The following is a 25,322-nucleotide window of genomic DNA, read 5'->3' on the forward strand; positions in this document are numbered from 1 at the left end:
ACATTGATAGTGGCTGACCTGCCGCTTTCGCGAGCAAGCTCGGCTCCTACAGGGTTTGGGGTTTTTTCGAGACTGGCGACAGCCTGCGACATTGGTACAACGGTCAACCCGCAGTCTAAGCGGCTAATATGGCACTTCAATGCTGTCGATTGTCCGGGAACCGCGCTTTATGCAAACCGCCTACACCGTCCTGATCCTGTTGATGCTGGTCAGTGTTTCGCGCCTGGTCGGACGCGTGATCCCGTTGCCATTGCCGCTGGTGCAAATCGGTGCCGGCGCCTTGCTGGCCTGGCCGACGCTCGGTTTGCACGTCGCCCTTGACCCGGAATTGTTTCTGTTTTTGTTTCTGCCGCCGCTGCTGTTCTCCGACGGCTGGCGCATGCCCAAGCGCGAGCTTTGGCGACTGCGGGGGCCGATCCTGACCTTGGCGGTCGGCCTGGTGCTGTTTACCGTCGTCGGTGCGGGTTACTTCATTCATTGGTTGTTGCCGAGCATTCCGCTGCCGGTGGCCTTTGCCCTGGCGGCGGTGTTGTCGCCGACGGATGCCGTGGCCGTCTCGGCGATTTCTCAAAACCGACTGCCGACACCACTGATGCACATGTTGCAGGGCGAGGCGCTGATGAATGACGCGTCGGGCCTGGTGACCTTCAAGTTCGCCCTGGTCGCGGCGGTGACCGGGGTGTTCTCGCTGGCCAACGCCAGTCTGACATTTGTGTTGGTGGCGGTTGGTGGCCTGGCGGTCGGTGTTGCGTTGAGCTGGCTGGTCGGGCGTTTGCGCTCGTGGATGATTGCTCGCGGTTGGGATGATCCGGCGACTCACGTGGTCTTCATGTTGTTGCTGCCGTTTGCGGCTTACGTGCTGGCCGAACGCCTGGGGGGCTCGGGGATTCTGTCTGCCGTGGCGGCCGGGATGATGCAGAGCTGGCTCGATCTGCTGCCGCGCCAGACCAGCACCCGACTGCTCAACCGCAGCGTCTGGTCACTGCTGGAGTTCGCGTTTAACGGGCTGATCTTCCTGCTGCTGGGTTTGCAGTTGCCGGACATCATCAAAGCCGTGGCCAGCCACGAAACGTCGTTGTGGCCAACGCTGCTGTATCGCTGCCTCGACGTGGTGGCGATTTTCCTGGTGTTGGTGGTGTTGCGGTTTGTCTGGGTGCAGAGCATCTGGCGATTGTCGGGGCTGCTGCGTCGCTGGCGCGGCAAGGGCGAAATGACGCAAGTGCCGACGGCGCGCTCCTGCTGGTTGTTGACCGTCGGCGGGGTGCGCGGAGCGGTGACGCTGGCGGGTGTGTTGTCAGTGCCGATACTGATGGGGAATGAGGCGTTTCCTGAGCGCGATCTGCTGATTTTCATCGCGGCCGGGGTCATTCTGCTGTCGCTGATTGCCGCGTGTATTGCATTGCCATTGCTGCTGCGCGGCATCGAGAAGAGCCCTGACGACAAACGTCGCAGTGAAGTACGCGATGCCTGGCGCAAGACCGCCGAAGCCGCCATTCATGCGCTCGAAACCGAAGAGGCCAATCCGCAGGACGCCGCCCAGGCGGCGCTCGCTGTCGAACTCAAGGCACGGATCATGTCCGAGTATCGGCATCAACTGGAGGTGTTCAACGATTCGGCGGAAGCCCAGGCGCTGGCGTTTCAGATGGACCTGCTGGAGCGGCGTCTGCGCTTGAAGGCGCTGCGGGCGCAACGCCTGGAGTTGTATAAGCTCAGCCGTCACCACCAGATTGGTGATGACGTGTTGCGCGAGGTGCTGGGGGAGCTGGACTTGAGCGAAGCCAATCTGGGGCAGGTGAAATAGCGTCGCTCGTGCCGGCAAGCCGGCACCTACAGGTTTGTGGTTATTTGCGGCGCTGGATGAAGGCGCGGATGCGTTCAGCGGCTTCCACACACTCGGCCAGCGGCGCAACCAGCGCCATACGCACCCGACCGGCACCCGGATTCGCACCGTCAACGTCACGGGACAGATAAGAGCCAGGCACCACGGTCACGTGTTCTTCGACGAACAGATCGCGGCAGAACGCCTCGTCATCACCTTCAACATTCGGCCACAGGTAAAAACCGCCATCCGGGCGCTGCACGTCCATCACCGGGCCGAGGATTTCCAACACCGCGTCGTACTTCTCGCGATACAACGCACGGTTGGCGCGCACATGCACTTCGTCATTCCACGCAGCAACGCTGGCCAGTTGAGTCTGAACCGGCATCGCGCAGCCGTGGTAGGTGCGGTACAGCAGGAAGCCTTTGAGAATGTCGGCATCACCGGCCACGAAACCCGAACGCAGGCCCGGCAGGTTGGAGCGCTTGGACAGGCTGTGGAACACCACACAGCGTTTGAAGTCCTTGCGGCCCAGTTCCGCGCAGGCGCTGAGCAGGCCGGCGGGCGGGGTTTGTTCGTTGAAATACAGTTCGCTGTAGCACTCGTCCGCAGCGATCACGAAGTCGTGCTCGTCGGCCAGGGCGATCAGCTTTTTCAGGGTTTCGACCGGGATCAACGCGCCGGTCGGGTTGCCCGGCGAGCACAGGAACAGGATCTGGCAACGCTTCCAGATGTCCGGGGAAACGGCATCGAAATCCGGATTGAAGCCATTCTCGTCCAGGCACGGCAGGTAATGCGGCTTGGCGCCGGCGAGGAACGCGGCACCTTCATAGATCTGATAGAACGGGTTCGGGCTGACCACCAGGGCGTCGTCGCCACGGTTGACCACGGTCTGGGTGAACGCGAACAGCGCTTCGCGGGTGCCGTTCACCGGCAGTACGTTGCGCGCCGGGTCGAGCCAGCCGTTCGGCACGTTGAAGCGGCGTTCGCACCACGCGGCGATGGCTTCACGCAGGGCCGCAATGCCGAGGGTGGTCGGATACACGGCCATCTGGTCCAGATTGCTTGCCAGGGCTTCGGCGACAAAGCTTGGCGAACGGTGCTTCGGCTCGCCGATGGACAGCGCGATAGGGCGCTTGTCCGGGTTTGGCGTGACGCTGCCGAGCAGGGCGCGGAGCTTCTCGAACGGATAAGGCTGCAACTGGGACAGAGCGTTGTTCATCGGTAGATCTCGTTCAATGTGGAGGCCTGCCTGCCCTGTGTAGGAGCTGGCTTGCCGGCGATGGTCGTTAACGATGACGCGTGCTTATCGGGTAAGCGCGGGGCCTTCAAGTCCATCGCTGGCAAGCCAGCTCCTACAAAGAGCCGGCCAATTCAAATGCTTATGCGCGACAGTTTGATATCGGGTTCCTGGCTGACACTGAGCTGTTCGACGATCGCATCCTGCAAACGGCTGCACAACAGTGGGTCAGACAACGGTTGGTTGTTGGCGTCGGTAATGAAGAACACGTCTTCCACACGCTCGCCGAGCGTGGCGATCTTGGCGTTCTGCAATGACAGGTCGAATTCCAGAAAAATCGTGCCGATTCGCGCCAACAACCCTGGGCGATCCGGGGCGCTGAGCTCCAGCACCGTCACCGGGCGCTGGGCGTCGTTGTGGATCGTCACCTGAGGTGCAAACGCGAAATGCTTGAGCTGGCGCGGTACGCGACGCTGGATGATCGTCGGGTAATCGTCCGGGTTGCGCAGGGCTTCGGTCAGGCCTTCGCGAATCTGTTTGACCCGCGCCGGGTTATCGCCAATCGAGTCGCCGTCAGTGTCGAGCACGATGTAGGTGTCGAGGGTGAACTGGCTGCTGGAGGTGATGACCCGGGCGTCGTGAATGTTCAGGTTGAGCTGGTCCATCGCGGCCACGGTCACGGCGAAGAAGTCGTGCTGGTCCGGCGCGTAGATGAAGATCTGCGTACCGCCCTCGAACTCGCGCTGGGTGGTTTCCTTGATCAGCACCAGCGGGCCGCCATCGGCCGGCTGCTGCAGGATCGCATCGGTGTGCCAGGCCACATCGCCGGCGGTGTGACGCAGGAAATAGTCATCGCCCAGTTGCGACCACAACTGCTCGACGTCGTCGGGGTCGTTGCCGCCGCGTACCAGAATGTCCAGGGCGGCGCTCTGGGTCTGGCGGATCTGCATTTCGCGATCCACCGGGTTTTCCAGGCCGCGACGCAACGCACGCTTGGTCTCGGTGTAGAGCTGGCGCAGCAGGCTGGCGCGCCAGGAATTCCACAGCGTCGGGTTGGTGGCGTTGATGTCGGCGACGGTCAGCACGTACAGGTAATCCAGGCGGGTTTCGTCACCGACGATCTGCGCGAAATCATGGATCACCTGCGGGTCGGACAAGTCCTTGCGCTGGGCGGTGGTCGACATCACCAGATGGTTCTGCACCAGCCAGACGATCAGGCGGCTGTCCCAGATCGGCAATTGATGGCGCTGGCAAAAGGCTTCGGCGTCCACTGCGCCGATTTCCGAGTGATCGCCATGCCGGCCCTTGCCGATGTCGTGGTACAGGCCGGCGAGGTAGATCAGCTCGGGCTTGGGCAGCTTGCCCATGAGCTTGCTGGCCAGCGGGAATTTTTCCGACACTTGCGTGTACTGCAACTTACGCAGGTGCTTGATCAGGTTCAGGGTGTGCGCGTCGACCGTATAGATGTGAAACAGGTCGTGCTGCATCTGCCCGACAATGAAGCCGAACTCCGGCAAATAGCGGCCGAGGATGCCGTAACGGTTCATCCGCCGCAGGTTGCGGTGAATGCCGATCTTGCACTTGAACAGTTCGATGAACAGGCTGGTATTGCGAATGTCGTTGCGGAAATCGTCGTCGATCAGGTGCCGGTTTTCCCGCAGCAGACGAATGGTGTCGGCGCGTACGCCCTTGATTTCCGGCTGCTGGGCCATCAGCACGAAGATTTCGAGCATGGCGAACGGCGTGCGGCGGAACACGTTGTCGTTGCGCGCCTCGATGTAGCCGTCGTGCAACTGGAACCGCGAGTTGATCGGCTGCGGCGGCGCTTCGTCTTCGGGCGCGAGGATGACTTCCTCGAAGTGCTGGATGATCAGGTCGCTGAGCTGGGCGATGCTCATGACCACCCGGTAATACTGCTGCATGAAGTTTTCGATGGCTTGCTTGGCGTCATCGCCCTTGAACCCCAGCAGGCCGGCAATCGAACGCTGGTGGTCGAACAGCAAGCGGTCCTCCGAGCGGCCGGCGAGCATGTGCAGTGCGTAGCGGACTTTCCACAGGAATTCCTGGGAAGAAGCCAGCAGGGCGTTTTCGCTCTCGACCAGAAACCCTTCGCCGGCCAATGCCCGCAGGTTCAGGGTGCCGTATTCGCGACGGGCGACCCACAGAATCGTCTGAATATCCCGTAGTCCGCCGGGCGAACCTTTGACGTTGGGTTCCAGGTTGTATTCGGTGTCGTTGTACTTGTGATGACGGGCCTTTTGCTCGGCGCGCTTGGCCAGGAAGAACTCCTTGCTCGGCCACATGTGCGCGGTGCTGGTGACGTCTAGCATGCGCTGGCGCAAATGCTCGGGGCCGCAGATGGTGCGGCTTTCCATCAGGTTGGTGACAACCGTCAGATCTGCGCGGGCTTCAACGGCGCATTCTTCAACCGAGCGAACGCTCTGACCGACTTCCAGGCCGATGTCCCACAACAACGTCAGAAAACGCTCGATGGAATCGCGGAAAACTTCGTGGTCGGCGCTGTCCAGCAGGATCAGCAAATCGATATCGGAATAAGGGTGCAATTCCCCGCGACCGTAGCCGCCGACCGCGACCAGCGCGATGTCGGCATCTTCACTCCAGTTGAACTGCTCCCAGGCCTTTTGCAGGATGTTGTCGACGAACCACGCACGATCCTCGATCAGCCGGCGAATCTCCCGGCCGCTGCGAAAGCGCTCGTCGAGCACCTCGCGCGCCTGGCGGATTGCCTTCTTGAAGGCCGCGATCGGGCTGGCCTTCAGGGCCAGTTCAGCCTGGAACTGGCCACGGTCGAAGAGTTCGGGATCCACCTGCGGCATCGATTGGCTTTCCTATCTATAAGGCTGAGAGCTGTGCGGACCGGATCAGGCCGAAACGCGCGGGATGGTGTCGTCGCTGCGCAGGGTGAAGATCTCATAACCGGTTTCGGTCACTGCCAGGGTGTGTTCCCACTGGGCCGAGAGCTTGCGGTCCTTGGTGATCGCGGTCCAGCCATCGCCCAACACCTTGGTGTCGGCCTTGCCCTGGTTGATCATCGGCTCGATGGTGAAGGTCATGCCCGCTTTCAGTTCCATGCCGGTGCCGGCTCGGCCGTAATGCAGGATCTGCGGTTCTTCGTGGAACACCTTGCCAATGCCGTGGCCGCAGAACTCGCGAACCACCGAGAAGCCGTTCTTTTCGGCGTGCTTCTGGATCACTTCACCGATGTCGCCCAGGCGGCAGCCGGGTTTGACGATTTCGATGGCCTTGTACATGCATTCCTGGGTCACTTGCGACAGGCGCTCGGCCCAGACCGGCACGGTGCCGACGTGGAACATGCGGCTGGTGTCGCCGTGGTAGCCGTCCTTGATGACGGTGACGTCGATGTTCAGCGTGTCGCCGTCCTTCAATGGCTTCTCGTTCGGGATGCCGTGGCAGACCACGTGGTTGATCGAGGTGCAGATCGACTTCGGATAGCCTTTGTAGTTGAGCGGGGCAGGGATGGCCTGCTGCACGTTGACGATGTAGTCGTGGCAGATGCGGTCCAGCTCTTCAGTGGTGACGCCCGGCTTGACATGTTCAGCAATCATTTCCAGCACATCGGCGGCCAGTTTGCCGGCGACACGCATTTTTGCGATGTCCTCCGGGGTTTTGAGGGTGACGGTCATACAGGCTCTCTCTACGCTCGATGGCGCTTGTCAAAACGGAATGGGCAGTGTGCGATCAATCTTTACCGCCCTGAAAAACGCGATTCTAACAGACGAACAGCGCAAATCTGAGCCTCTGTACATCGCTTCTCTCTATAGATAGGCGCATTCTTGAGCGATTCCAAGGGCGCGGATAAAGGCGCGCGTCAGGAATTGAGAATCCGGGTTCCGTTTTTGCGAGCCTTGTGATATAAAATGCGCCGCTTTCCGGGGATACCCCGAAAGGCTTAAATCCACACACGTGTCGACACGATGACCTGGGTGCCTTCAGCTGATGCTGCTGGTTGGTCATTGGGATACGTGGAGGCCAAACCCGACTTATTAAGGAACTATCATGTCCCAAGTCAACATGCGCGATATGCTGAAGGCCGGTGTGCACTTCGGTCACCAGACCCGTTACTGGAACCCGAAAATGGGTAAATACATTTTCGGCGCGCGTAACAAGATCCACATCATCAACCTTGAAAAAACCCTGCCAATGTTCAACGAAGCTCTGACTTTCGTAGAGCGTCTGGCCCAGGGCAAAAACAAGATTCTGTTCGTCGGCACCAAGCGTTCCGCTGGCAAGATCGTTGCTGAAGAAGCAGCACGTTGCGGTTCGCCGTACGTCGATCACCGCTGGTTGGGCGGCATGCTGACCAACTTCAAAACCATCCGTGCTTCCATCAAGCGTCTGCGTGACCTTGAAGTACAAGCCGAAGACGGTACTTTCGCCAAGCTGACCAAGAAAGAAGCGCTGATGCGCTCCCGTGACCTGGAAAAGCTGGATCGTTCCCTGGGTGGTATCAAGGACATGGGTGGTCTGCCAGACGCTCTGTTCGTTATCGACGTTGATCACGAGCGCATCGCGATCACCGAAGCCAACAAGCTGGGCATCCCGGTTATCGGCGTAGTCGATACCAACAGCAGCCCGGAAGGCGTTGACTACATCATCCCAGGCAACGATGACGCAATCCGCGCTATCCAGCTGTACATGGGTTCGATGGCTGACGCAGTAATCCGCGGTCGCAACCACGTTGCTGGCGGCACCGAGCAGTTCGTTGAAGAAGCTCCGGCAGCTGCAGCTGAGTAACTGACGCCTTGGCGTTGACTCAGTAAGCAAAAAGGGGGCTTGGCCCCCTTTTTGCCACCTCGAAAACCATTTGTCCGGTGGCGCATTTACATCATTTGTAACTTGCAGCTGCTAACAAGGGTGGTTCGGGAAGAATTGAACGCCCGTTCGATCGGGTGGAATGGTTGAAAACCTATCCAAGAGGAATTTTGAAATGGCAGAGATTACTGCAGCGTTGGTCAAAGAACTGCGCGAGCGTACTGGCGAAGGCATGATGGACTGCAAAAAGGCCTTGACCAAGGCTGGCGGCGACATCGAAAAAGCCATTGATGACATGCGTGCTTCGGGCGCCATCAAGGCTGCCAAGAAAGCAGGCAACGTGGCTGCTGAAGGCGCTATCGCTCTGAAAGAAGACGGTAAATCCGCCGTTCTGCTGGAAGTGAACTCGCAGACCGACTTCCTGGCTCTGCAGGACGACTTCAAGGCATTTGTTGCTGCCAGCGTTGAAAAAGCGTTCGCCGACAAGCTGACTGACGTCGCTCCGCTGATCGAAGCTCAAGAAGCTGCTCGCCTGGTACTGGTCGGCAAGGTTGGCGAAAACGTCAACATCCGTCGCCTGGTTCGCGTTGAAGGTGATGTTGTTGGTGGTTACCTGCACGGCAACAAAATCGGTGTTGCGGTTGTTCTGAAGGGCGGCGACGTTGAGCTGGCCAAAGACATCGCCATGCACGTAGCGGCCAGCAACCCTGAGTTCCTGCTGCCATCGGAAGTTTCTGCTGAAGCTATCGAGCGCGAAAAAGCCGTGTTCCTGCAGCTGAACGAAGAAAAAATCAAAGGCAAGCCAGAAAACATTGTTGAGAACATGGTCAAAGGCCGTATCAGCAAGTTCCTGGCTGAAGCAAGCCTGGTTGAGCAGGCGTTCGTCAAGAACCCTGAAATCAAGGTTGGCGAACTGGCCAAGAAAGCCGGTGCAGAAATCGTTTCTTTCACCTACTTCAAAGTAGGCGAAGGCATCGAGAAGCCGGTCGACAACTTCGCTGAAGAAGTTGCTGCCCAGCTGGCTGCCGCCAAGCAATAAGACGGTTTTTTAACTGTCGCCCTGAAGAGGCTGCCCGCTTACGCGCGCAGCCTCTTTTCAGATGGGGCACCAATTTTTAATTGGTTTCCTTTTGGAACTGGCTTACAAAGCCATGTTCCGATGGCGCTGAAGCAGCGCCAAGCTAGAGTGAACGCCAGCTGTAAACAGCTCGCAAAGAATTTTTAAAATACGCCGCAGGAGAGATTCGCAATGGCTCAGCAGGGCAGTGGTTATCAGGCTCGCTATAAACGCATTCTACTCAAGCTTAGCGGCGAGGCCCTGATGGGCTCGGAAGAGTTCGGGATCGATCCGAAAGTTCTGGACCGCATGGCGCTGGAAGTCGGCCAACTGGTCGGCATCGGCGTCCAGGTCGGCCTGGTGATCGGCGGCGGCAACCTGTTCCGCGGTGCAGCGCTGAGCGCGGCCGGCATGGATCGGGTCACCGGCGACCACATGGGCATGCTGGCCACCGTGATGAATGCCTTGGCCATGCGCGACGCGCTGGAACGTGCCAATATCTCGGCCATCGTGATGTCGGCGATTTCCATGGTTGGCGTGACTGATCACTACGATCGTCGCAAAGCCATGCGCCACCTGAACGCCAAGGAAGTCGTGATCTTCGCGGCCGGTACCGGCAATCCGTTCTTCACCACGGATTCGGCGGCCTGCCTGCGAGCAATCGAAATCGATGCCGATGTCGTGCTCAAGGCGACCAAGGTCGATGGCGTCTACACCGCTGATCCATTCAAAGACCCGCATGCCGAGAAGTTCGATCATCTGACCTACGATGAAGTGCTGGATCGCAAGCTGGGTGTTATGGATCTGACCGCCATTTGCCTGTGCCGCGACCACAAGATGCCGTTGCGCGTATTTAACATGAACAAACCCGGCGCCCTGCTGAACATCGTGCATGGCGGCGCTGAAGGGACCCTGATCGAGGAAGGCCAACAATGATCAACGAAATCAAGAAAGACGCTAAAGAGCGTATGCAGAAATCCGTCGAGTCGCTGATGCACAACTTCGGCCGTATTCGTACTGGCCAGGCGCACCCAAGCATTCTCGAAGGCGTGATGGTGCCGTACTACGGTTCCGACACCCCGATCAAGCAAGTCGCCAACATCACCGTCAAAGACGCCCGTACCCTGCAAGTGGTCGCTTTCGAGCGCAACATGCTGGGCGCCGTCGACAAGGCCATCGGCAGTGCTGGTCTGAACCTCAACCCGACCAACCTGGGTGAGTTGCTGCTGATCTCCATGCCGGCCCTGACCGAAGAAACCCGCAAGGGCTTCACCAAGCAGGCTCGCGATGTCGCTGAAGATGCCCGTGTTGCCGTGCGCAACATCCGTCGTGATGCGAACAGCCAGCTCAAGGATCTGGTCAAGGAAAAGGAAATCAGTGAAGACGAAGAACGTCGCGCCACTGGTGAAATTGATGATCTGACCAAAAAGTACGTGGCTGAAATCGACGCGAATTTGGCGCAGAAAGAAAAAGACCTGATGGCCGTATAAGGGTCGCGTTTTCATGGAAAAGACCAAGCAGTCAGTGCCGTCCGCGGTGCCGCGTCATGTCGCGATCATCATGGATGGCAATAATCGCTGGGCGAAAAAACGCTTTATGCCGGGTGTTGCCGGGCATAAAGCGGGCGTGGACGCAGTTCGTGCAGTGATCGAGGTGTGTGCCGAGGCCAAGGTCGAGGTATTGACCCTGTTCGCCTTCTCCAGCGAGAACTGGCAGCGTCCGGCCGATGAAGTCAGTGCCTTGATGGATCTGTTCTTCAAGGCGTTGCGTCGTGAGGCCAAGCGCCTCAACGACAACAACATCAGTCTGCGCATCATTGGTGACCGTTCGCGTTTCCATCCAGAGCTTCAGGCTGCGATGCGTGAAGCGGAAGCGATGACCGCGGGCACCAATCGCTTCGTTCTGCAGATCGCCGCCAACTACGGCGGTCAGTGGGACATCGCGCAAGCCGCACAGCGTCTGGCGCGGGAAGTTCAGGCCGGGCATCTGCGTCCGGAAGACATCACCCCGGAACTGTTGCAAACCTGCCTGGCCACTGGCGATCTGCCGTTGCCGGACTTGTGCATCCGTACCGGTGGCGAGCACCGCATCAGCAATTTCCTGCTGTGGCAACTGGCCTACGCCGAGTTGTACTTCTCCGACCTGTTCTGGCCGGACTTCAAACACGACGCCATGCGCACCGCGCTGGCCGATTTCGCTTCTCGCCAGCGCCGCTTCGGTAAAACGAGCGAGCAGGTCGAGGCTGGGGCCCGGGTTTAATGCTCAAACAACGAATCATCACCGCGCTGATCCTGTTGCCGATCGCCTTGTGCGGGTTTTTCCTGCTCGAAGGCTCCGGTTTCGCGCTGTTCATCGGGCTGGTCGTGACCCTCGGTGCCTGGGAATGGGCGCGTCTGGCGGGCTTCACTGAGCAGCCGATCCGCGTTGCCTATGCTGCAGTCGTCGCGTTGATGCTGTTTGTCATGCATATCCTGCCGGGGCTGGCACCTTGGGTGCTGGGCGCTTCGGTGCTGTGGTGGGGCGTGGCGACGTACCTGGTGTTGACGTATCCGCGTTCGAGCGAGCGTTGGTCCAGTGCGGCGACCAAACTGGTGATCGGTCTGTTGATTCTCCTGCCGGCCTGGCAAGGTCTGGTGCAGATCAAACAATACCCATTGGGCAACTGGTTGATCATGGCCGTCATGGTGCTGGTCTGGGGTGCCGACATCGGTGCTTACTTTTCCGGTCGGGCCTTCGGCAAGCGCAAGCTGGCACCGCAGGTCAGTCCCGGCAAGAGCTGGGAAGGCGTGTATGGCGGTCTGGCGCTGAGCCTGGTCATCACCGTCATTGTCAGCCTGGTTCGCGACTGGACGGTTGCCGAGCTTTTCAAAGGGTTGGTCGGTGCCGCAATTATCGTGTTCATCTCGGTAGTGGGTGACCTCACCGAAAGCATGTTCAAGCGCCAGTCCGGGGTCAAGGACAGTAGCAATCTGCTGCCCGGCCACGGTGGTGTGCTCGATCGCATCGACAGCCTGACGGCAGCGATCCCGGTGTTCGCGGTGTTGTTGTGGATGGCGGCATCGTGAGCCGCCCTCAACAGATTACCGTTCTGGGGGCTACCGGCTCGATCGGCCTGAGCACGCTCGACGTTATTGCCCGTCATCCCGAGCGTTATCAAGTGTTCGCCTTGAGCGGTTTCACTCGCCTGAGTGAGTTGTTCGCGTTGTGCGTCCGTCATACGCCACGGTTCGCCGTTGTGCCAGAGCAGGGCGCTGCCCGAGGCTTGCAGGACGACTTGCGTGCGGCCGGGTTGTCGACCCGCGTTCTGGTGGGGGAGGAGGGGCTGTGTCAGGTCGCCGCCGATCCTGAGGTCGATGCCGTCATGGCCGCCATTGTTGGCGCGGCGGGCCTGCGCCCGACGCTGGCGGCGGTCGAGGCTGGCAAGAAAATACTCCTGGCCAACAAAGAAGCACTGGTGATGTCCGGTGCGTTATTCATGCAGGCCGTACGTAAAAGCGGTTCGGTGCTGCTGCCGATCGACAGCGAGCACAACGCGATTTTCCAGTGCATGCCGCAGGATTTCGCTCGTGGGCTGGGTGCGGTCGGTGTCCGTCGGATCTTGCTGACAGCTTCCGGTGGTCCTTTCCGTCAGACGCCTATGGCTGAGCTGGTGCATGTAACCCCTGATCAGGCGTGTGCCCATCCGAACTGGTCCATGGGGCGCAAGATTTCGGTGGATTCGGCCAGCATGATGAACAAAGGCCTCGAGCTGATCGAAGCCTGCTGGCTGTTTGATGCCAAGCCGTCCCAGGTCGAAGTGGTGATTCACTCGCAGAGCGTGATTCATTCGCTTGTCGATTACATCGATGGTTCGGTCCTGGCTCAGTTGGGTAATCCCGACATGCGTACGCCTATTGCCAATGCGCTCGCCTGGCCCGAACGTATCGACTCAGGTGTCGCACCGCTGGATCTGTTTGCCATTGCGCGCCTGGATTTCCAGGCTCCCGATGAAGAGCGTTTCCCATGCCTGCGCCTGGCGCGTCAGGCCGCAGAGGCTGGCAATAGTGCGCCAGCCATGCTCAATGCGGCAAATGAAGTGGCTGTCGCGGCCTTTCTCGACGGGCGGGTTCGCTATCTGGAAATCGCGAGTATCATCGAAGAAGTGTTAAATCTCGAGCCCGTGGTTGCGGTGGATGATCTCGAGGCGGTGTTCACGGCTGACGCGAAAGCGCGAGTACTGGCCGGGCAGTGGTTGAGTCGTCACGGGCGGTAAGTGCTGCAATACGTTGGCCCATGCAGCACCGGATAAGTTGCGGAGAAAGTAGATGAGCGCGCTCTATATGATTGTCGGCACCCTGGTAGCCCTGGGCGTGCTGGTCACTTTCCACGAATTCGGCCATTTCTGGGTCGCACGTCGCTGTGGAGTCAAAGTGCTGCGTTTCTCCGTGGGCTTCGGTATGCCGTTGCTGCGCTGGCACGACAAGAAAGGCACTGAATTCGTGATTGCCGCCATCCCGCTGGGTGGCTACGTGAAAATGCTCGACGAGCGTGAAGGTGAAGTGCCGGCCGATCAGCTCGATCAATCCTTCAATCGCAAATCCGTCCGTCAGCGCATTGCTATCGTGTCGGCGGGGCCGATTGCCAACTTCTTGCTGGCGATGATTTTTTTCTGGGTGCTCGCCATGCTTGGCAGCGAGCAGGTGCGGCCAGTCATCGGTGCCGTTGAGTCCGGCAGCATCGCCGCCAGGGCGGGTTTGAGTGCAGGTCAGGAAATTGTTGCCATTGATGGTGAGCTGACTTCGGGCTGGGGCGCAGTAAATCTGCAACTGGTTCGCCGTCTTGGCGAAAGCGGTTCCCTTCAGTTGCTGGTTCGTGAGCAGGGTTCCACAGCGGATTCGCCGCGTGAGTTGGTGCTGGATAAATGGCTCAAGGGCGCTGACGAGCCGGATCCGATTCGCTCGCTGGGTATTCGCCCATGGCGTCCGGCGTTGCCGCCGGTGCTGGCGGAACTCGATCCGAAAGGCCCGGCGCAGGCTGCCGGCCTGAAAACCGGTGACCGATTGTTGGCCCTGGATGGCAAGGCGCTCGATGACTGGCAACAAGTGGTCGATATCGTCCGTATTCATCCTGATACCAAAATCATGCTGCGCGTCGAGCGCGATGGTGCTCAAATCGACGTCCCTGTGACGCTCGCTGCTCGCGGCGAGAAAAAGTCGCCCAGTGGTTATCTCGGTGCCGGGGTGAAGGCGATCGATTGGCCGCCGGAGATGATTCGCGAGGTCAGTTACGGTCCTTTGGCCGCGATTGGCGAGGGGGCTCGACGCACCTGGACCATGAGCATACTGACCCTCGATTCGCTCAAGAAAATGTTGTTCGGTGAGCTCTCGGTAAAAAACTTGAGTGGACCGATAACCATTGCTAAAGTGGCGGGCGCTTCTGCCCAGTCGGGCGTCGCTGATTTCCTGAATTTCCTTGCTTATCTGAGTATTAGCCTGGGTGTTCTGAATTTGTTGCCCATTCCGGTACTGGATGGGGGGCATTTGTTGTTTTATCTGATTGAGTGGGCGCGTGGTCGCCCCTTGTCGGATCGGGTGCAGGGTTGGGGGATACAGATCGGCATCAGTTTGGTGGTCGGGGTGATGTTGCTCGCTCTGGTCAATGATTTGGGTCGTCTGTAACACTTCGCTGAATTGCGAATCTGCCGCATTTTGCGGCAGTTTGTTTATTGCCAGTTGGAATAAGAAAGGACTTCATGAAACGTCTGCTGCTAACTGCGGTTCTCACCGTATTGATGATCGCCGAAGTTCACGCCGAGTCCTTCACTATCTCTGATATTCGCGTCAATGGCCTCCAGCGGGTCTCCGCGGGTAGCGTCTTTGGTGCCTTGCCGTTGAACGTCGGTGAACAGGCGGATGATCGTCGCCTGGTGGAATCCACTCGTGCGCTGTTCAAAACCGGGTTCTTTCAAGATATCCAGCTGGGCCGTGATGGCAACGTCCTGGTCATTACTGTAGTCGAGCGTCCGTCCGTCGCCAGTATCGAGATCGAGGGTAACAAGGCGATCTCCACTGAAGACCTGATGAAGGGCCTCAAACAGTCCGGTCTGGCCGAAGGCGAGATCTTCCAGCGCGCCACCCTCGAAGGTGTTCGTAACGAGCTGCAGCGCCAGTACGTCGCTCAGGGCCGCTACTCGGCTACCGTTGACACCGAAGTGGTGCCGCAGCCGCGTAACCGCGTCGGCCTCAAGGTCAATATCAACGAAGGCACCGTTGCAGCTATCCAGCACATCAACGTGGTGGGTAACACGGTCTTCCCTGATGAAGACCTGATCGACCTGTTCGAACTCAAGACCACCAACTGGTTGTCGTTCTTCAAGAACGACGACAAGTACGCTCGTGAAAAACTGTCCGGTGACCTGGAGCGTCTGCGTTCCTACTACCTGGACCGTGGCTATATCAACATGGATATCGCTTCGACCCAGGTGTCCATCACCCCGGACAAGAAGCACGTCTACATCACCGTCAACGTCAACGAAGGCGAGAAGTACACCGTTCGTGACGTCAAGCTGAGCGGCGACCTGAAAGTTCCTGAAGACCAGGTCAAGTCCCTGTTGCTGGTGCAGAAAGGCCAGGTGTTCTCGCGCAAGCTGATGACCACCACCTCCGAACTGATCACCCGTCGCCTGGGTAACGAGGGTTACACCTTCGCCAACGTCAACGGCGTACCTCAGCCGCACGATGAAGACCACACCGTCGATATCACTTTCGCGGTCGATCCGGGCAAGCGTGCTTACGTTAACCGCATCAACTTCCGTGGCAACACCAAGTCCGAAGACGAAGTGCTGCGCCGTGAAATGCGTCAGATGGAAGGCGGCTGGGCTTCGACTTACCTGATCGACCAATCCAAGACCCGTCTTGAGCGTCTGGGCTTCTTCAAGGAAGTCAACGTCGAAACCCCGGCTGTACCGGGTGTCGATGACCAGGTTGACGTGAACTACAGCGTTGAAGAGCAAGCGTCCGGTTCGATTACCGCCAGCGTCGGCTTTGCACAGAGTGCCGGTCTGATCCTCGGTGGTTCGATCACCCAGAACAACTTCCTCGGTACCGGTAACAAGGTCAGCGTTGGCTTGACCCGCAGTGAATACCAGAGCCGCTATAACTTCGGTTATGTCGACCCGTACTGGACTGCTGACGGTGTGAGCCTGGGTTACAACGCGTTCTATCGCACCACTGACTACAAAGACCTCGACGTCGACGTTGCCAGCTATGCGGTAGACAGCTACGGTGCCGGCGCGAGCGTCGGTTATCCGATCAGCGAGACTTCGCGTCTGACCTTCGGCCTGACTGCGCAACAGGACAAGATCAAGACTGGCCTGTACACCGTTGACGAAATCTTCGACTTCGTTAACAAGGAAGGCGACAGCTACCTGAACTTCAAGGCTTCGGCCGGTTGGTCCGAGTCGACCCTGAACAAAGGCGTGCTGGCGACCCGTGGTCATTCGCAAAGCCTTGTGCTGGAAACCACGACCCCTGGCAGCGACCTGTCGTTCTTCAAACTCGACTACCGTGGCCAGTTGTTCCAGCCGTTGACCGAAAACTACACCATGCGCCTGCATACCGAGCTGGGTTATGGCGATGGCTACGGTTCGACCGATGGCTTGCCGTTCTATGAAAACTACTATGCTGGTGGTTTCAACTCGGTTCGTGGCTTCAAGGACAGCACCCTGGGTCCTCGCAGTACTCCAAGTACCGGCAAGAACCCTGGCACTGCGCTCGATCCGGACCAGGATCCGCTGCCGTTCGGTGGTAACGTCCTGATCCAGGGTGGTGTGGAGGTTCTTTTCCCTCTGCCGTTCGTCAAGGATCAGCGTTCCCTGCGCACCTCGGTATTCTGGGACGTGGGTAACGTGTTCGACTCGCAGTGCAAGTCGACCACCAATGCCGATGGTTCGAAGTCCAATACACAGTGCAACGACATCAGCCTGAGCAACATGGCCAGCTCTGTCGGTGTAGGCGTGACATGGGTTACCGCACTGGGTCCTCTGAGTTTCGCGTTGGCCATGCCGATCAAGAAACCGGATGAGGCTGAAACTCAAGTGTTCCAATTCTCCCTCGGCCAGACGTTCTAAGCGTCTGACCCAAGATAACGACAATGGATTTTGTAGGAGTGCATCGTGCGTAAGTTGACTCAATTGGTTCTCCTGGCGACCGTACTGGTAGCAGGCCCGGCTTTTGCCGACATGAAAATTGCCGTTCTGAACTATCAAATGGCTTTGCTGGAATCCGATGCGGCCAAGAAGTACGCCGTGGATGCCGAGAAGAAGTTCGGCCCGCAACTGACCAAGCTCAAGACGCTGGAAAGCAGTGCCAAGGGTATTCAGGACCGTCTGATGGCTGGCGGCGACAAGATGCAGCAAGGCGAGCGTGAGCGTCTGGAGCTTGAATTCAAGCAAAAGGCCCGTGACTTCCAGTTCCAGTCCAAGGAATTGAACGAAGCCAAAGCCGTTGCCGACCGTGAAATGCTGAAGCAGCTCAAGCCGAAACTGGACAGCGCTGTGGAAGAAGTCATCAAGAAAGGTGCTTTTGACCTGGTCTTCGAGCGTGGCGCAGTGATTGATGTCAAACCTCAGTACGACATCACTCGCCAGGTTATCGAGCGCATGAATCAGCTGAAGTAATCCATGACAGCGACCATAAAACTCGGCCAGTTGGCCGAGTTCCTCGGCGCCACCCTACGTGGCGACCCAGAGAAGGAAATTACTGGGCTAGCCACTTTGCAAGAGGCTGGCCCAGCTCAGTTGAGCTTTCTGGCAAATCCTCAATACCGCAAATACCTGGCTGACAGCCGGGCTGCAGCTCTGTTGCTGAAAGCCGCTGACGCTGAAGGTTTTGCCGGGAATGCATTGGTCGTACCTGATCCGTACGCCGCCTACGCTCGTGTTTCCCACCTGTTCGATCCCAAGCCCAAGGCGGCTGCCGGCATTCATCCGACCGCAGTGATTGCGGCGGACGCGGTGGTTGATCCAGCGGCGAGCATCGGTGCCTTTGTGGTCATCGAGAGCGGGGCGCGAGTTGATGCAGGTACGACCATCGGCGCGCATTGCTTCATCGGCGCTCGTAGCGTTATCGGCGAAGGTGGCTGGCTCGCACCGCGCGTCACGCTGTATCACGACGTGCGCATCGGCAAGCGGGTGGTGATTCAGTCCGGTGCAGTGTTGGGTGGCGAAGGCTTCGGCTTTGCCAACGAGAAAGGCATCTGGCAGAAAATCGCCCAGATCGGTGGCGTTCTGGTCGGTGACGATGTGGAGATCGGCGTGAATACCGCCATCGACCGCGGTGCACTGGCCGATACCATTCTTGGTAATGGCGTCAAGCTCGACAATCAGATTCAGATCGCCCACAACGTTCAGGTTGGTGATCACACTGCCATGGCGGCGTGCGTGGGGATCTCCGGCAGCACCAAAATCGGCAAGCATTGCATGCTTGCCGGTGGCGTAGGGCTGGTGGGACATATCGAAATTTGCGACAAGGTTTTCATTACCGGGATGACCATGGTGACCCACTCGATTACTGAGCCGGGCTCCTATTCTTCCGGTACGGCCATGCAACCGGCTGCCGAATGGCGCAAAAGCGCGGCACGTATCCGTCAGCTCGATGACATCGCGCGGCGGCTGCGACAGCTGGAAAAGCGAGTAGGGGAAGTGACCCCTGACGGTATTGCTTCATCAGATGGCTGATACCATTTCCATATCAAGTGTGCACAGCCGCTAGACTGCCTCCTTGATTTGCTAGAGGAGCGCGCGTCAGTCGCGCGTTCCCAATCTTTACATAGGCTTCCCCCCGAAATGATGGACATCAACGAGATTCGCGAATACCTGCCTCACCGTTACCCGTTCCTGCTGGTGGACCGGGTCGTGGATCTGGATGTGGAAGGCAAGCGCATTCGCGCCTACAAGAATGTCAGCATCAACGAACCGTTCTTCAATGGTCACTTCCCTGCGCATCCAATCATGCCGGGCGTACTGATCATCGAAGCGATGGCTCAGGCTGCCGGGATCCTTGGTTTCAAGATGCTGGACGTGAAGCCGGCTGATGGCACCCTGTACTACTTCGTAGGCTCCGACAAACTGCGTTTCCGTCAGCCGGTCAAGCCTGGCGACCAGTTGATCCTTGAAGCCACGTTCATCAGTTGCAAGCGCAAGATCTGGAAGTTCGAATGCCAGGCATCGGTAGATGGCAAGCCGGTCTGCTCGGCCGAGATCATCTGTGCGGAACAAAAAGTATGAGTTTGATTGACCCTCGCGCAATCATCGATCCGACGGCCATTCTGGCCGACGACGTCGAGGTCGGCCCTTGGTCGATCGTCGGCGCTGGTGTGGAAATCGGCGAGGGGACAGTGATCGGGCCGCATGTGATTCTCAAAGGCCCGACCCGAATCGGTAAGCACAACCGCATCTACCAGTTTTCTTCGGTAGGCGAAGACACGCCCGATCTGAAATACAAGGGTGAAGAAACCCGTCTGGTCATCGGTGATCACAACGTCATCCGTGAAGGCGTGACCATTCACCGCGGGACCATTCAGGACCGTTCCGAAACGACCCTGGGCGATCACAACCTGATCATGGCCTACGCTCACATCGGTCACGACAGCGTCATCGGCAACCATTGCATCCTGGTCAACAACACCGCGTTGGCGGGCCATGTGCATGTTGAAGACTGGGCGATCCTGTCCGGTTTTACCCTGGTTCACCAGTATTGCCACATCGGCGCCCACAGCTTTTCCGGTATGGGTACCGCCATTGGCAAGGACGTTCCAGCGTACGTCACGGTGTTTGGTAACCCGGCCGAAGCTCGCAGCATGAACTTCGAAGGCATGCGCCGTCGTGGTTTCAGCGAAGACGCGATCCACGCCCTGCGCCGTGCCTACAAGGTGGTGTATCGCCAGGGCCTCACGGTTGAGCAGGCACTCGCGGAGCTGGCCGAGCCTTCGGAGCAGTTTCCGGAAGTTGCGGTGTTCCGTGACTCCATCCAGTCTTCGACCCGCGGCATCACACGTTAATCATGGCTAATCTGCGTATTGCGCTGGTGGCGGGTGAGGCTTCCGGTGACATTCTGGGCGCCGGTCTCATGCGTGCGCTCAAGGCTCAGCATCCGGCGGTCGAGTTCATCGGTGTCGGTGGCCCGCTGATGCAGGCTGAAGGCCTGACCTCGTATTTTCCGATGGAACGTCTCTCGGTCATGGGGCTCGTGGAAGTGCTCGGTCGGCTGCGCGAGTTGTTGAAACGCCGCAAGAAGCTGATCGCAGACCTGATCGCCGAGAAACCGGACGTGTTCATCGGTATCGATGCGCCGGATTTCAACCTCAACATCGAACTGAAGCTGCGTCAGGCCGGGATCAAGACCGTGCATTACGTCAGCCCGTCGGTGTGGGCGTGGCGGCAGAAGCGGGTGCTGAAGATTCGCGAAGGTTGCGACCTGATGCTGACGCTGTTCCCGTTCGAAGCGAAATTCTATGAAGAGAAGGGCGTGCCGGTGCGGTTTGTCGGACACACCTTGGCCGATGCGATACCCCTTGAGGCTGATCGTCGCGCTGCACGCGCCGAGCTCGGTTTGCCTGATGGCCCATTGGTCGCGCTGATGCCGGGCAGTCGCGGTGGCGAAGTCGGGCGTCTGGGCGCTTTGTTCCTCGATGCCGCCGAGCGTTTGCGCGCCATGCGCCCTGGCGTGCGGTTCATTATTCCTTGCGCCAGCCCTCAGCGCCGCGTGCAGCTTGAAGAACTGCTGGCCGGTCGCGATCTGCCGCTGACCCTGCTCGACGGCAAGTCCCATCTGGCGCTGGCCGCCTGCGACGCAGTGTTGATTGCCTCCGGAACGGCGACCCTCGAAGCCTTGCTGTACAAGCGCCCGATGGTGGTGGCTTATCGCCTGGCACCGCTGACGTTCTGGATCCTCAAGCGCATGGTGAAAAGCCCTTACGTCTCGTTGCCGAACCTGCTCGCCCAGCGCCTCCTGGTGCCTGAATTGTTACAGGACGATGCAACGGTTGAAGCCTTGGCCCAGACGCTGTCGCCCCTGATCGAAGGTGGTGAAGAACAGACCCGCGGCTTCGATGAAATCCACCGGACCTTGCGCCTGGATGCCTCCAATCAGGCGGCGGACGCGGTACTGAATCTGATCGGCAAAACACAATGACAAAAGCACAACAGATGGGCCTTGATTTCACCCTGGTCGCCGAAGTCGAAGAGCTGGTTGCCGGTGTGGATGAAGTCGGTCGCGGCCCGCTCTGCGGCGCTGTGGTGACGGCTGCGGTGATCCTCGATCCGAATCGTCCGATCCTTGGTCTCAACGATTCGAAAAAGCTCACCGAAGCCCGCCGCGAAAAACTCTTCGACGAAATCTGCGAAAAAGCCCTGAGCTGGTGCATCGCTCGCGCGGAAGTCGAAGAAATCGACGAGCTGAACATCCTGCATGCCACCATGCTGGCCATGCAGCGTGCGATCGAAGGCCTGCACATTCAGCCAAAACTGGCGATGATCGACGGTAATCGTTGCCCGAAACTGGCCATGCGCGCTGAAGCCGTGGTCAAGGGCGACAGCAAGGTCCCGGCCATCGCTGCCGCCTCGATTCTGGCCAAGGTCAGCCGCGACCGTGAAATGGCGGCATTTGAACTGATTTACCCGGGTTACGGCATCGGCGGTCACAAAGGTTACCCGACGCCCGTTCATCTGGAAGCGCTGGCACGCTTGGGGCCGACGCCGATTCACCGCCGCTCGTTCGCACCGGTGCGGTTGGCGTATGAGGCGCGGGAAAGCCTCATCGAGAGTTAGTCGCGAGGCTGATGTTTTCGCCAAGGCCCGGTACAATCCGGGCCTTGTTGTTTTCATGACATAACGCAGGATCACTATGCCGGCTTCATTCGTTCACCTACGCCTGCACACTGAATACTCCCTGGTCGACGGTCTGGTGCGGATCAAACCGCTGGTCAAGACCCTGGTCGGCATGAACATGCCTGCCGTAGCGGTCACTGACCAGAACAACATGTGTTCCCTGGTCAAATTCTATAAAGCCTCGATGGGCGCAGGCATCAAGCCGATCTGCGGCGCCGACTTGTGGCTGTCGAACAAGGACCCGGACAACGCCCTGAGCCGGATCAGCCTGTTGGCGATGAACGCTGTCGGCTATCGCAACCTGACTGAGCTGATCTCCCGCGGTTTCATCGACGGCCAGCGTAATGGCTCGATTATCATCGAGCGTGAGTGGGTGGCCGAGGCCAGCGAAGGCTTGATCATGCTGTCGGCGGCGAAGGAAGGCGAAATCGGCCTGGCCATGCTCAGCGGCAATCCGGCGGAAGCGGAAAAACTGGCACGCGAATGGATGGCGGTCTTCCCGGATCGTTTCTACCTGGAAATCCAGCGCACCAACCGCCCTAACGATGAAGAACAACTGCACGGCGCCGTGGCCCTGGCCGAGAAAATCGGCGCGCCACTGGTAGCGACCAACGACGTGCGCTTCATCAAGCAGGAAGACTTCGCCGCTCACGAAACCCGCGTCTGCATCGGTGAGGGCCGTGCCCTCGACGATCCGCGGCGTTCGAAGAACTACAGCGATCAGCAATACCTCAAAAGCGCCGAGGAAATGGCTGAGCTGTTCAGCGACATTCCCGAGGCGCTGGAAAACACCGTCGAGATCGCCAAGCGCTGCAACATCGAAGTGAAGCTGGGCACGCACTTCCTGCCCAACTTTCCGATTCCCGATGGCATGACCATCGACGAGTATTTCCGCAAGGTGTCCTTCGATGGCCTGGAAGAACGGCTGACCGTTCTGCTGCCCAAGGACACCACCGAAGACTATGAAGCCAAGCGCCAGGTCTACGTCGACCGGTTGAATTTCGAGCTGGATATCATCATCCAGATGGGTTTCCCCGGTTACTTCCTGATCGTTATGGACTTTATCCAGTGGGCCAAGAGCAACGGCGTACCGGTAGGTCCTGGCCGTGGATCGGGTGCCGGATCGCTGGTGGCCTATGTGCAGAAAATCACCGACCTCGACCCGCTGGAATATGACCTGCTGTTCGAGCGGTTCCTCAACCCGGAACGGGTCTCCATGCCCGACTTCGACGTTGACTTCTGCATGGACGGTCGTGACCGTGTGATCGACTACGTGGCCGAGAAATACGGGCGCAACGCGGTAAGCCAGATCATCACTTTCGGTTCCATGGCGGCGAAGGCTGTGGTCCGTGACGTGGCGCGGGTGCAAGGCAAGTCCTACGGCCTGGCGGATCGTCTGTCGAAGATGATTCCGTTCGAAGTCGGCATGACCCTGGAAAAAGCCTACGAACAGGAAGAAATCCTTCGTGACTTCATCAAGGTCGATGAAGAAGCCGCGGAAATCTGGGAAATGGCGCGCAAGCTCGAAGGCGTCGTGCGTAACGTCGGTAAACACGCCGGTGGTGTGGTTATCGCGCCGACCAAGCTGACCGACTTCTCGCCGATCTATTGCGACGAGGCCGGTGACGGCCTGGTAACCCAGTTCGACAAGGATGACGTTGAAGCCGCCGGCCTGGTGAAGTTCGACTTCCTCGGTCTGCGGACCCTGACGGTCATCGACTGGGCGCTGAAAACCATCAACCGCGATCGCGCCAAGGTCAACGAACCACCGCTGGACATCGCGTTCATCCCGCTGGACGACAAGCCGACCTACACGCTGCTGCAAAAAGCGGAAACCACCGCAGTGTTCCAGCTCGAGTCGCGCGGCATGAAAGAGCTGATCAAAAAGCTCAAGCCCGACTGCCTGGAAGACTTGATCGCACTGGTGGCCCTGTTCCGTCCGGGCCCCTTGCAATCCGGCATGGTTGACGACTTTATCAACCGTAAGCACGGCCGCGCCGAACTCGCGTACCCGCACTCGGATTACCAGTACGAAGGCCTGAAACCGGTACTGGCGCCGACTTACGGCATCATCCTGTATCAGGAACAGGTGATGCAGATCGCCCAGGTCATGGCCGGTTACACCCTCGGCGGTGCGGACATGCTGCGGCGGGCCATGGGTAAGAAAAAGCCCGAAGAAATGGCCAAGCAGCGCGGCGGTTTCATTGAAGGTTGCAAGACCAACAATATCGAAGCCGACCTGGCCGGTAACATTTTCGACCTGGTAGAGAAATTCGCCGGTTACGGCTTCAACAAATCCCACTCCGCCGCCTACGGGCTGGTGTCGTACCAGACCGCGTGGCTGAAAACGCACTACCCGGCGCCGTTCATGGCCGCGGTACTGTCGGCGGATATGCACAACACCGACAAGGTCGTGACCTTGATCGAAGAAATTCGCACCATGAAGCTGCGTCTCGACGCGCCGGATGTGAATACCTCTGAGTTCAAGTTCACGGTGAACGACGAAGGCCGCATCATTTACGGCCTCGGCGCGATCAAGGGTGTGGGCGAAGGCCCGGTGGAGGCGATTACCGAGGCGCGTCAGGACGGTCCGTTCAAGGATCTGTTCGATTTCTGCGCCCGTGTCGACCTCAAGCGCATCAACAAGCGCACCCTCGACGGTTTGATCCGCAGCGGTGCGCTGGATCGTCTGGGCCCGTATTTCCATGACGAACCGAAAGCCTATCAAGCGAGCATCGACCAGAACCGCGCAGTGCTGCTGAATGCGATGGAAGGGGCGATCAAGGCCGCCGAACAAACCGCTCGCACCCACGACAGTGGCCACGCCGATCTGTTTGGCGGGCTGTTCGTCGAGGCAGACGCCGACGTCTACGCCAATCACCGCAAGGCGAAAGAGCTGACCCTGAAGGAACGCCTGAAAGGGGAGAAAGACACCCTGGGCCTGTACCTGACCGGTCACCCGATCGACGAATACGAAGGCGAAATCCGCCGCTTTGCCCGTCAGCGCATCATCGACCTGAAGCCGGCTCGCGATACACAGACCGTCGCGGGCATGATCATCGCCCTGCGTGTGATGAAGAACAAAAAGGGCGACAAGATGGGGTTCATCACCCTTGACGATCGTTCTGGGCGGATCGAAGCTTCGTTGTTTGCCGATGCGTTCCATTCGGCGCAGTCGCTTTTGCAGACTGACGCGATGGTTGTTGTCGAAGGCGAAGTCAGCAACGACGATTTCTCCGGCGGTTTGCGCCTGCGGGTCAAGCGGGTGATGAGCATGGAAGATGCGCGCACCAACCTGGCCGAAAGTCTGCGCTTGAAGCTGCAGACCAAGGATTTGAAAGGCGATCAGCTACGCTGGCTGGGTGAGCTGTTCAAGCGTCACCGAGGTGCGTGCCCGATCACCATGGAGTACACGAGCCCCGATGCGAAGGCCTTGCTGCAGTTCGGCGAGACCTGGCGAATCGACCCGGCGGATGCGTTGATTCAAGCCTTGCGTGACCAGTTCGGGCGAGACAACGTCTTCCTCCAATACCGTTGACGGTCAGGT

At 58.9% G+C, this 25,322-nt stretch carries 20 protein-coding genes; 17 read left to right on the plus strand and 3 right to left on the minus strand.

Going from position 1 to position 25,322, the window contains the following annotated elements:
- The first annotated feature begins 169 nt into the window (after window positions 1-169).
- Complete coding sequence (locus KGB27_RS02350) at window positions 170-1,801, plus strand: Na+/H+ antiporter (RefSeq protein ID WP_008039389.1); 1,632 nt, start codon at window positions 170-172, stop codon at window positions 1,799-1,801.
- 40 nt (window positions 1,802-1,841) lie between these two features.
- On the opposite strand, the gene dapC is transcribed toward KGB27_RS02350, so the two are convergent.
- The 3 genes from dapC to map all read right to left on the minus strand — a co-directional run bounded on the left by dapC (window position 1,842) and on the right by map (window position 6,724).
- Entirely contained in the window at window positions 1,842-3,041 is a 1,200-nt protein-coding gene (dapC, locus tag KGB27_RS02355; protein ID WP_192228494.1) for a succinyldiaminopimelate transaminase, read from the minus strand.
- Window positions 3,042-3,193: 152 nt separating this feature from the next.
- The gene (locus KGB27_RS02360) at window positions 3,194-5,896 is read right to left on the minus strand and encodes a [protein-PII] uridylyltransferase (protein WP_008039391.1); all 2,703 of its coding nucleotides are present in this window, start codon (window positions 5,894-5,896) and stop codon (window positions 3,194-3,196) included.
- Window positions 5,897-5,941: 45 nt separating this feature from the next.
- Window positions 5,942-6,724, minus strand: a complete 783-nt coding sequence (map, locus tag KGB27_RS02365) for a type I methionyl aminopeptidase (RefSeq protein ID WP_008028962.1) — start codon at window positions 6,722-6,724, stop codon at window positions 5,942-5,944.
- A 373-nt stretch (window positions 6,725-7,097) separates the two neighbouring features.
- Between map and rpsB the strand changes: the two genes are divergently transcribed.
- The 16 genes from rpsB (at window position 7,098) to dnaE (ending at window position 25,313) form a co-directional block, all read left to right on the plus strand.
- Window positions 7,098-7,835 carry a 30S ribosomal protein S2 gene (gene rpsB / locus KGB27_RS02370; RefSeq protein WP_008028964.1) on the plus strand — a complete coding sequence of 246 codons (738 nt, stop codon included), beginning with the start codon at window positions 7,098-7,100 and terminating at the stop codon, window positions 7,833-7,835.
- A 193-nt stretch (window positions 7,836-8,028) separates the two neighbouring features.
- A complete protein-coding gene (tsf, locus tag KGB27_RS02375; RefSeq protein ID WP_008028965.1) occupies window positions 8,029-8,892 on the plus strand; it encodes a translation elongation factor Ts in 864 nt (287 codons plus the stop codon).
- Between the two features lie 210 nt (window positions 8,893-9,102).
- Window positions 9,103-9,846 carry a UMP kinase gene (gene pyrH / locus KGB27_RS02380; protein WP_003172271.1) on the plus strand — a complete coding sequence of 248 codons (744 nt, stop codon included), beginning with the start codon at window positions 9,103-9,105 and terminating at the stop codon, window positions 9,844-9,846.
- A complete protein-coding gene (gene frr / locus KGB27_RS02385) occupies window positions 9,843-10,400 on the plus strand; it encodes a ribosome recycling factor (RefSeq protein WP_008028968.1) in 558 nt (185 codons plus the stop codon). The genes pyrH and frr overlap by 4 nt, the downstream gene beginning before the upstream one ends.
- 13 nt (window positions 10,401-10,413) lie before the next feature.
- A complete protein-coding gene (gene uppS, locus KGB27_RS02390) occupies window positions 10,414-11,169 on the plus strand; it encodes a polyprenyl diphosphate synthase (protein ID WP_008039394.1) in 756 nt (251 codons plus the stop codon).
- Window positions 11,169-11,975, plus strand: coding sequence for a phosphatidate cytidylyltransferase (locus KGB27_RS02395; RefSeq protein ID WP_223553013.1), 807 nt, complete (start codon window positions 11,169-11,171; stop codon window positions 11,973-11,975). Before uppS ends, KGB27_RS02395 begins: the two co-directional genes overlap by 1 nt.
- The gene (gene ispC, locus KGB27_RS02400) at window positions 11,972-13,162 is read left to right on the plus strand and encodes a 1-deoxy-D-xylulose-5-phosphate reductoisomerase (protein ID WP_008039399.1); all 1,191 of its coding nucleotides are present in this window, start codon (window positions 11,972-11,974) and stop codon (window positions 13,160-13,162) included. The genes KGB27_RS02395 and ispC overlap by 4 nt, the downstream gene beginning before the upstream one ends.
- Before the next feature lie 52 nt (window positions 13,163-13,214).
- Window positions 13,215-14,567 (plus strand): sigma E protease regulator RseP, encoded by a 1,353-nt coding sequence (rseP, locus tag KGB27_RS02405; protein WP_223553015.1) that lies wholly within the window; start codon window positions 13,215-13,217, stop codon window positions 14,565-14,567.
- Between the two features lie 74 nt (window positions 14,568-14,641).
- Window positions 14,642-17,017: an outer membrane protein assembly factor BamA gene (bamA, locus tag KGB27_RS02410; RefSeq protein ID WP_008039402.1), complete on the plus strand. Its 2,376-nt coding sequence runs from the start codon at window positions 14,642-14,644 to the stop codon at window positions 17,015-17,017.
- 45 nt (window positions 17,018-17,062) lie between these two features.
- Complete coding sequence (locus KGB27_RS02415; protein WP_008028980.1) at window positions 17,063-17,566, plus strand: OmpH family outer membrane protein; 504 nt, start codon at window positions 17,063-17,065, stop codon at window positions 17,564-17,566.
- 3 nt (window positions 17,567-17,569) lie between these two features.
- Entirely contained in the window at window positions 17,570-18,625 is a 1,056-nt protein-coding gene (gene lpxD, locus KGB27_RS02420; protein WP_008039404.1) for a UDP-3-O-(3-hydroxymyristoyl)glucosamine N-acyltransferase, read from the plus strand.
- Between the two features lie 108 nt (window positions 18,626-18,733).
- Window positions 18,734-19,174 carry a 3-hydroxyacyl-ACP dehydratase FabZ gene (fabZ, locus tag KGB27_RS02425; protein WP_008028982.1) on the plus strand — a complete coding sequence of 147 codons (441 nt, stop codon included), beginning with the start codon at window positions 18,734-18,736 and terminating at the stop codon, window positions 19,172-19,174.
- On the plus strand, window positions 19,171-19,947 hold the full coding sequence (lpxA, locus tag KGB27_RS02430; RefSeq protein WP_008039405.1) for an acyl-ACP--UDP-N-acetylglucosamine O-acyltransferase: 777 nt from the start codon (window positions 19,171-19,173) through the stop codon (window positions 19,945-19,947). The genes fabZ and lpxA overlap by 4 nt, the downstream gene beginning before the upstream one ends.
- A gap of 2 nt (window positions 19,948-19,949) precedes the next feature.
- Window positions 19,950-21,080, plus strand: a complete 1,131-nt coding sequence (gene lpxB, locus KGB27_RS02435; RefSeq protein WP_192228497.1) for a lipid-A-disaccharide synthase — start codon at window positions 19,950-19,952, stop codon at window positions 21,078-21,080.
- A complete protein-coding gene (gene rnhB, locus KGB27_RS02440) occupies window positions 21,077-21,715 on the plus strand; it encodes a ribonuclease HII (RefSeq protein ID WP_008028985.1) in 639 nt (212 codons plus the stop codon). The genes lpxB and rnhB overlap by 4 nt, the downstream gene beginning before the upstream one ends.
- Window positions 21,716-21,791: 76 nt before the next feature.
- Complete coding sequence (gene dnaE, locus KGB27_RS02445) at window positions 21,792-25,313, plus strand: DNA polymerase III subunit alpha (protein ID WP_008028986.1); 3,522 nt, start codon at window positions 21,792-21,794, stop codon at window positions 25,311-25,313.
- The last annotated feature ends 9 nt before the right edge of the window (window positions 25,314-25,322 follow it).

It is taken from the genome of Pseudomonas sp. BF-R-01 (assembly GCF_019946615.1).
Classification (GTDB): Bacteria; Pseudomonadota; Gammaproteobacteria; order Pseudomonadales; family Pseudomonadaceae; genus Aquipseudomonas; species Aquipseudomonas migulae.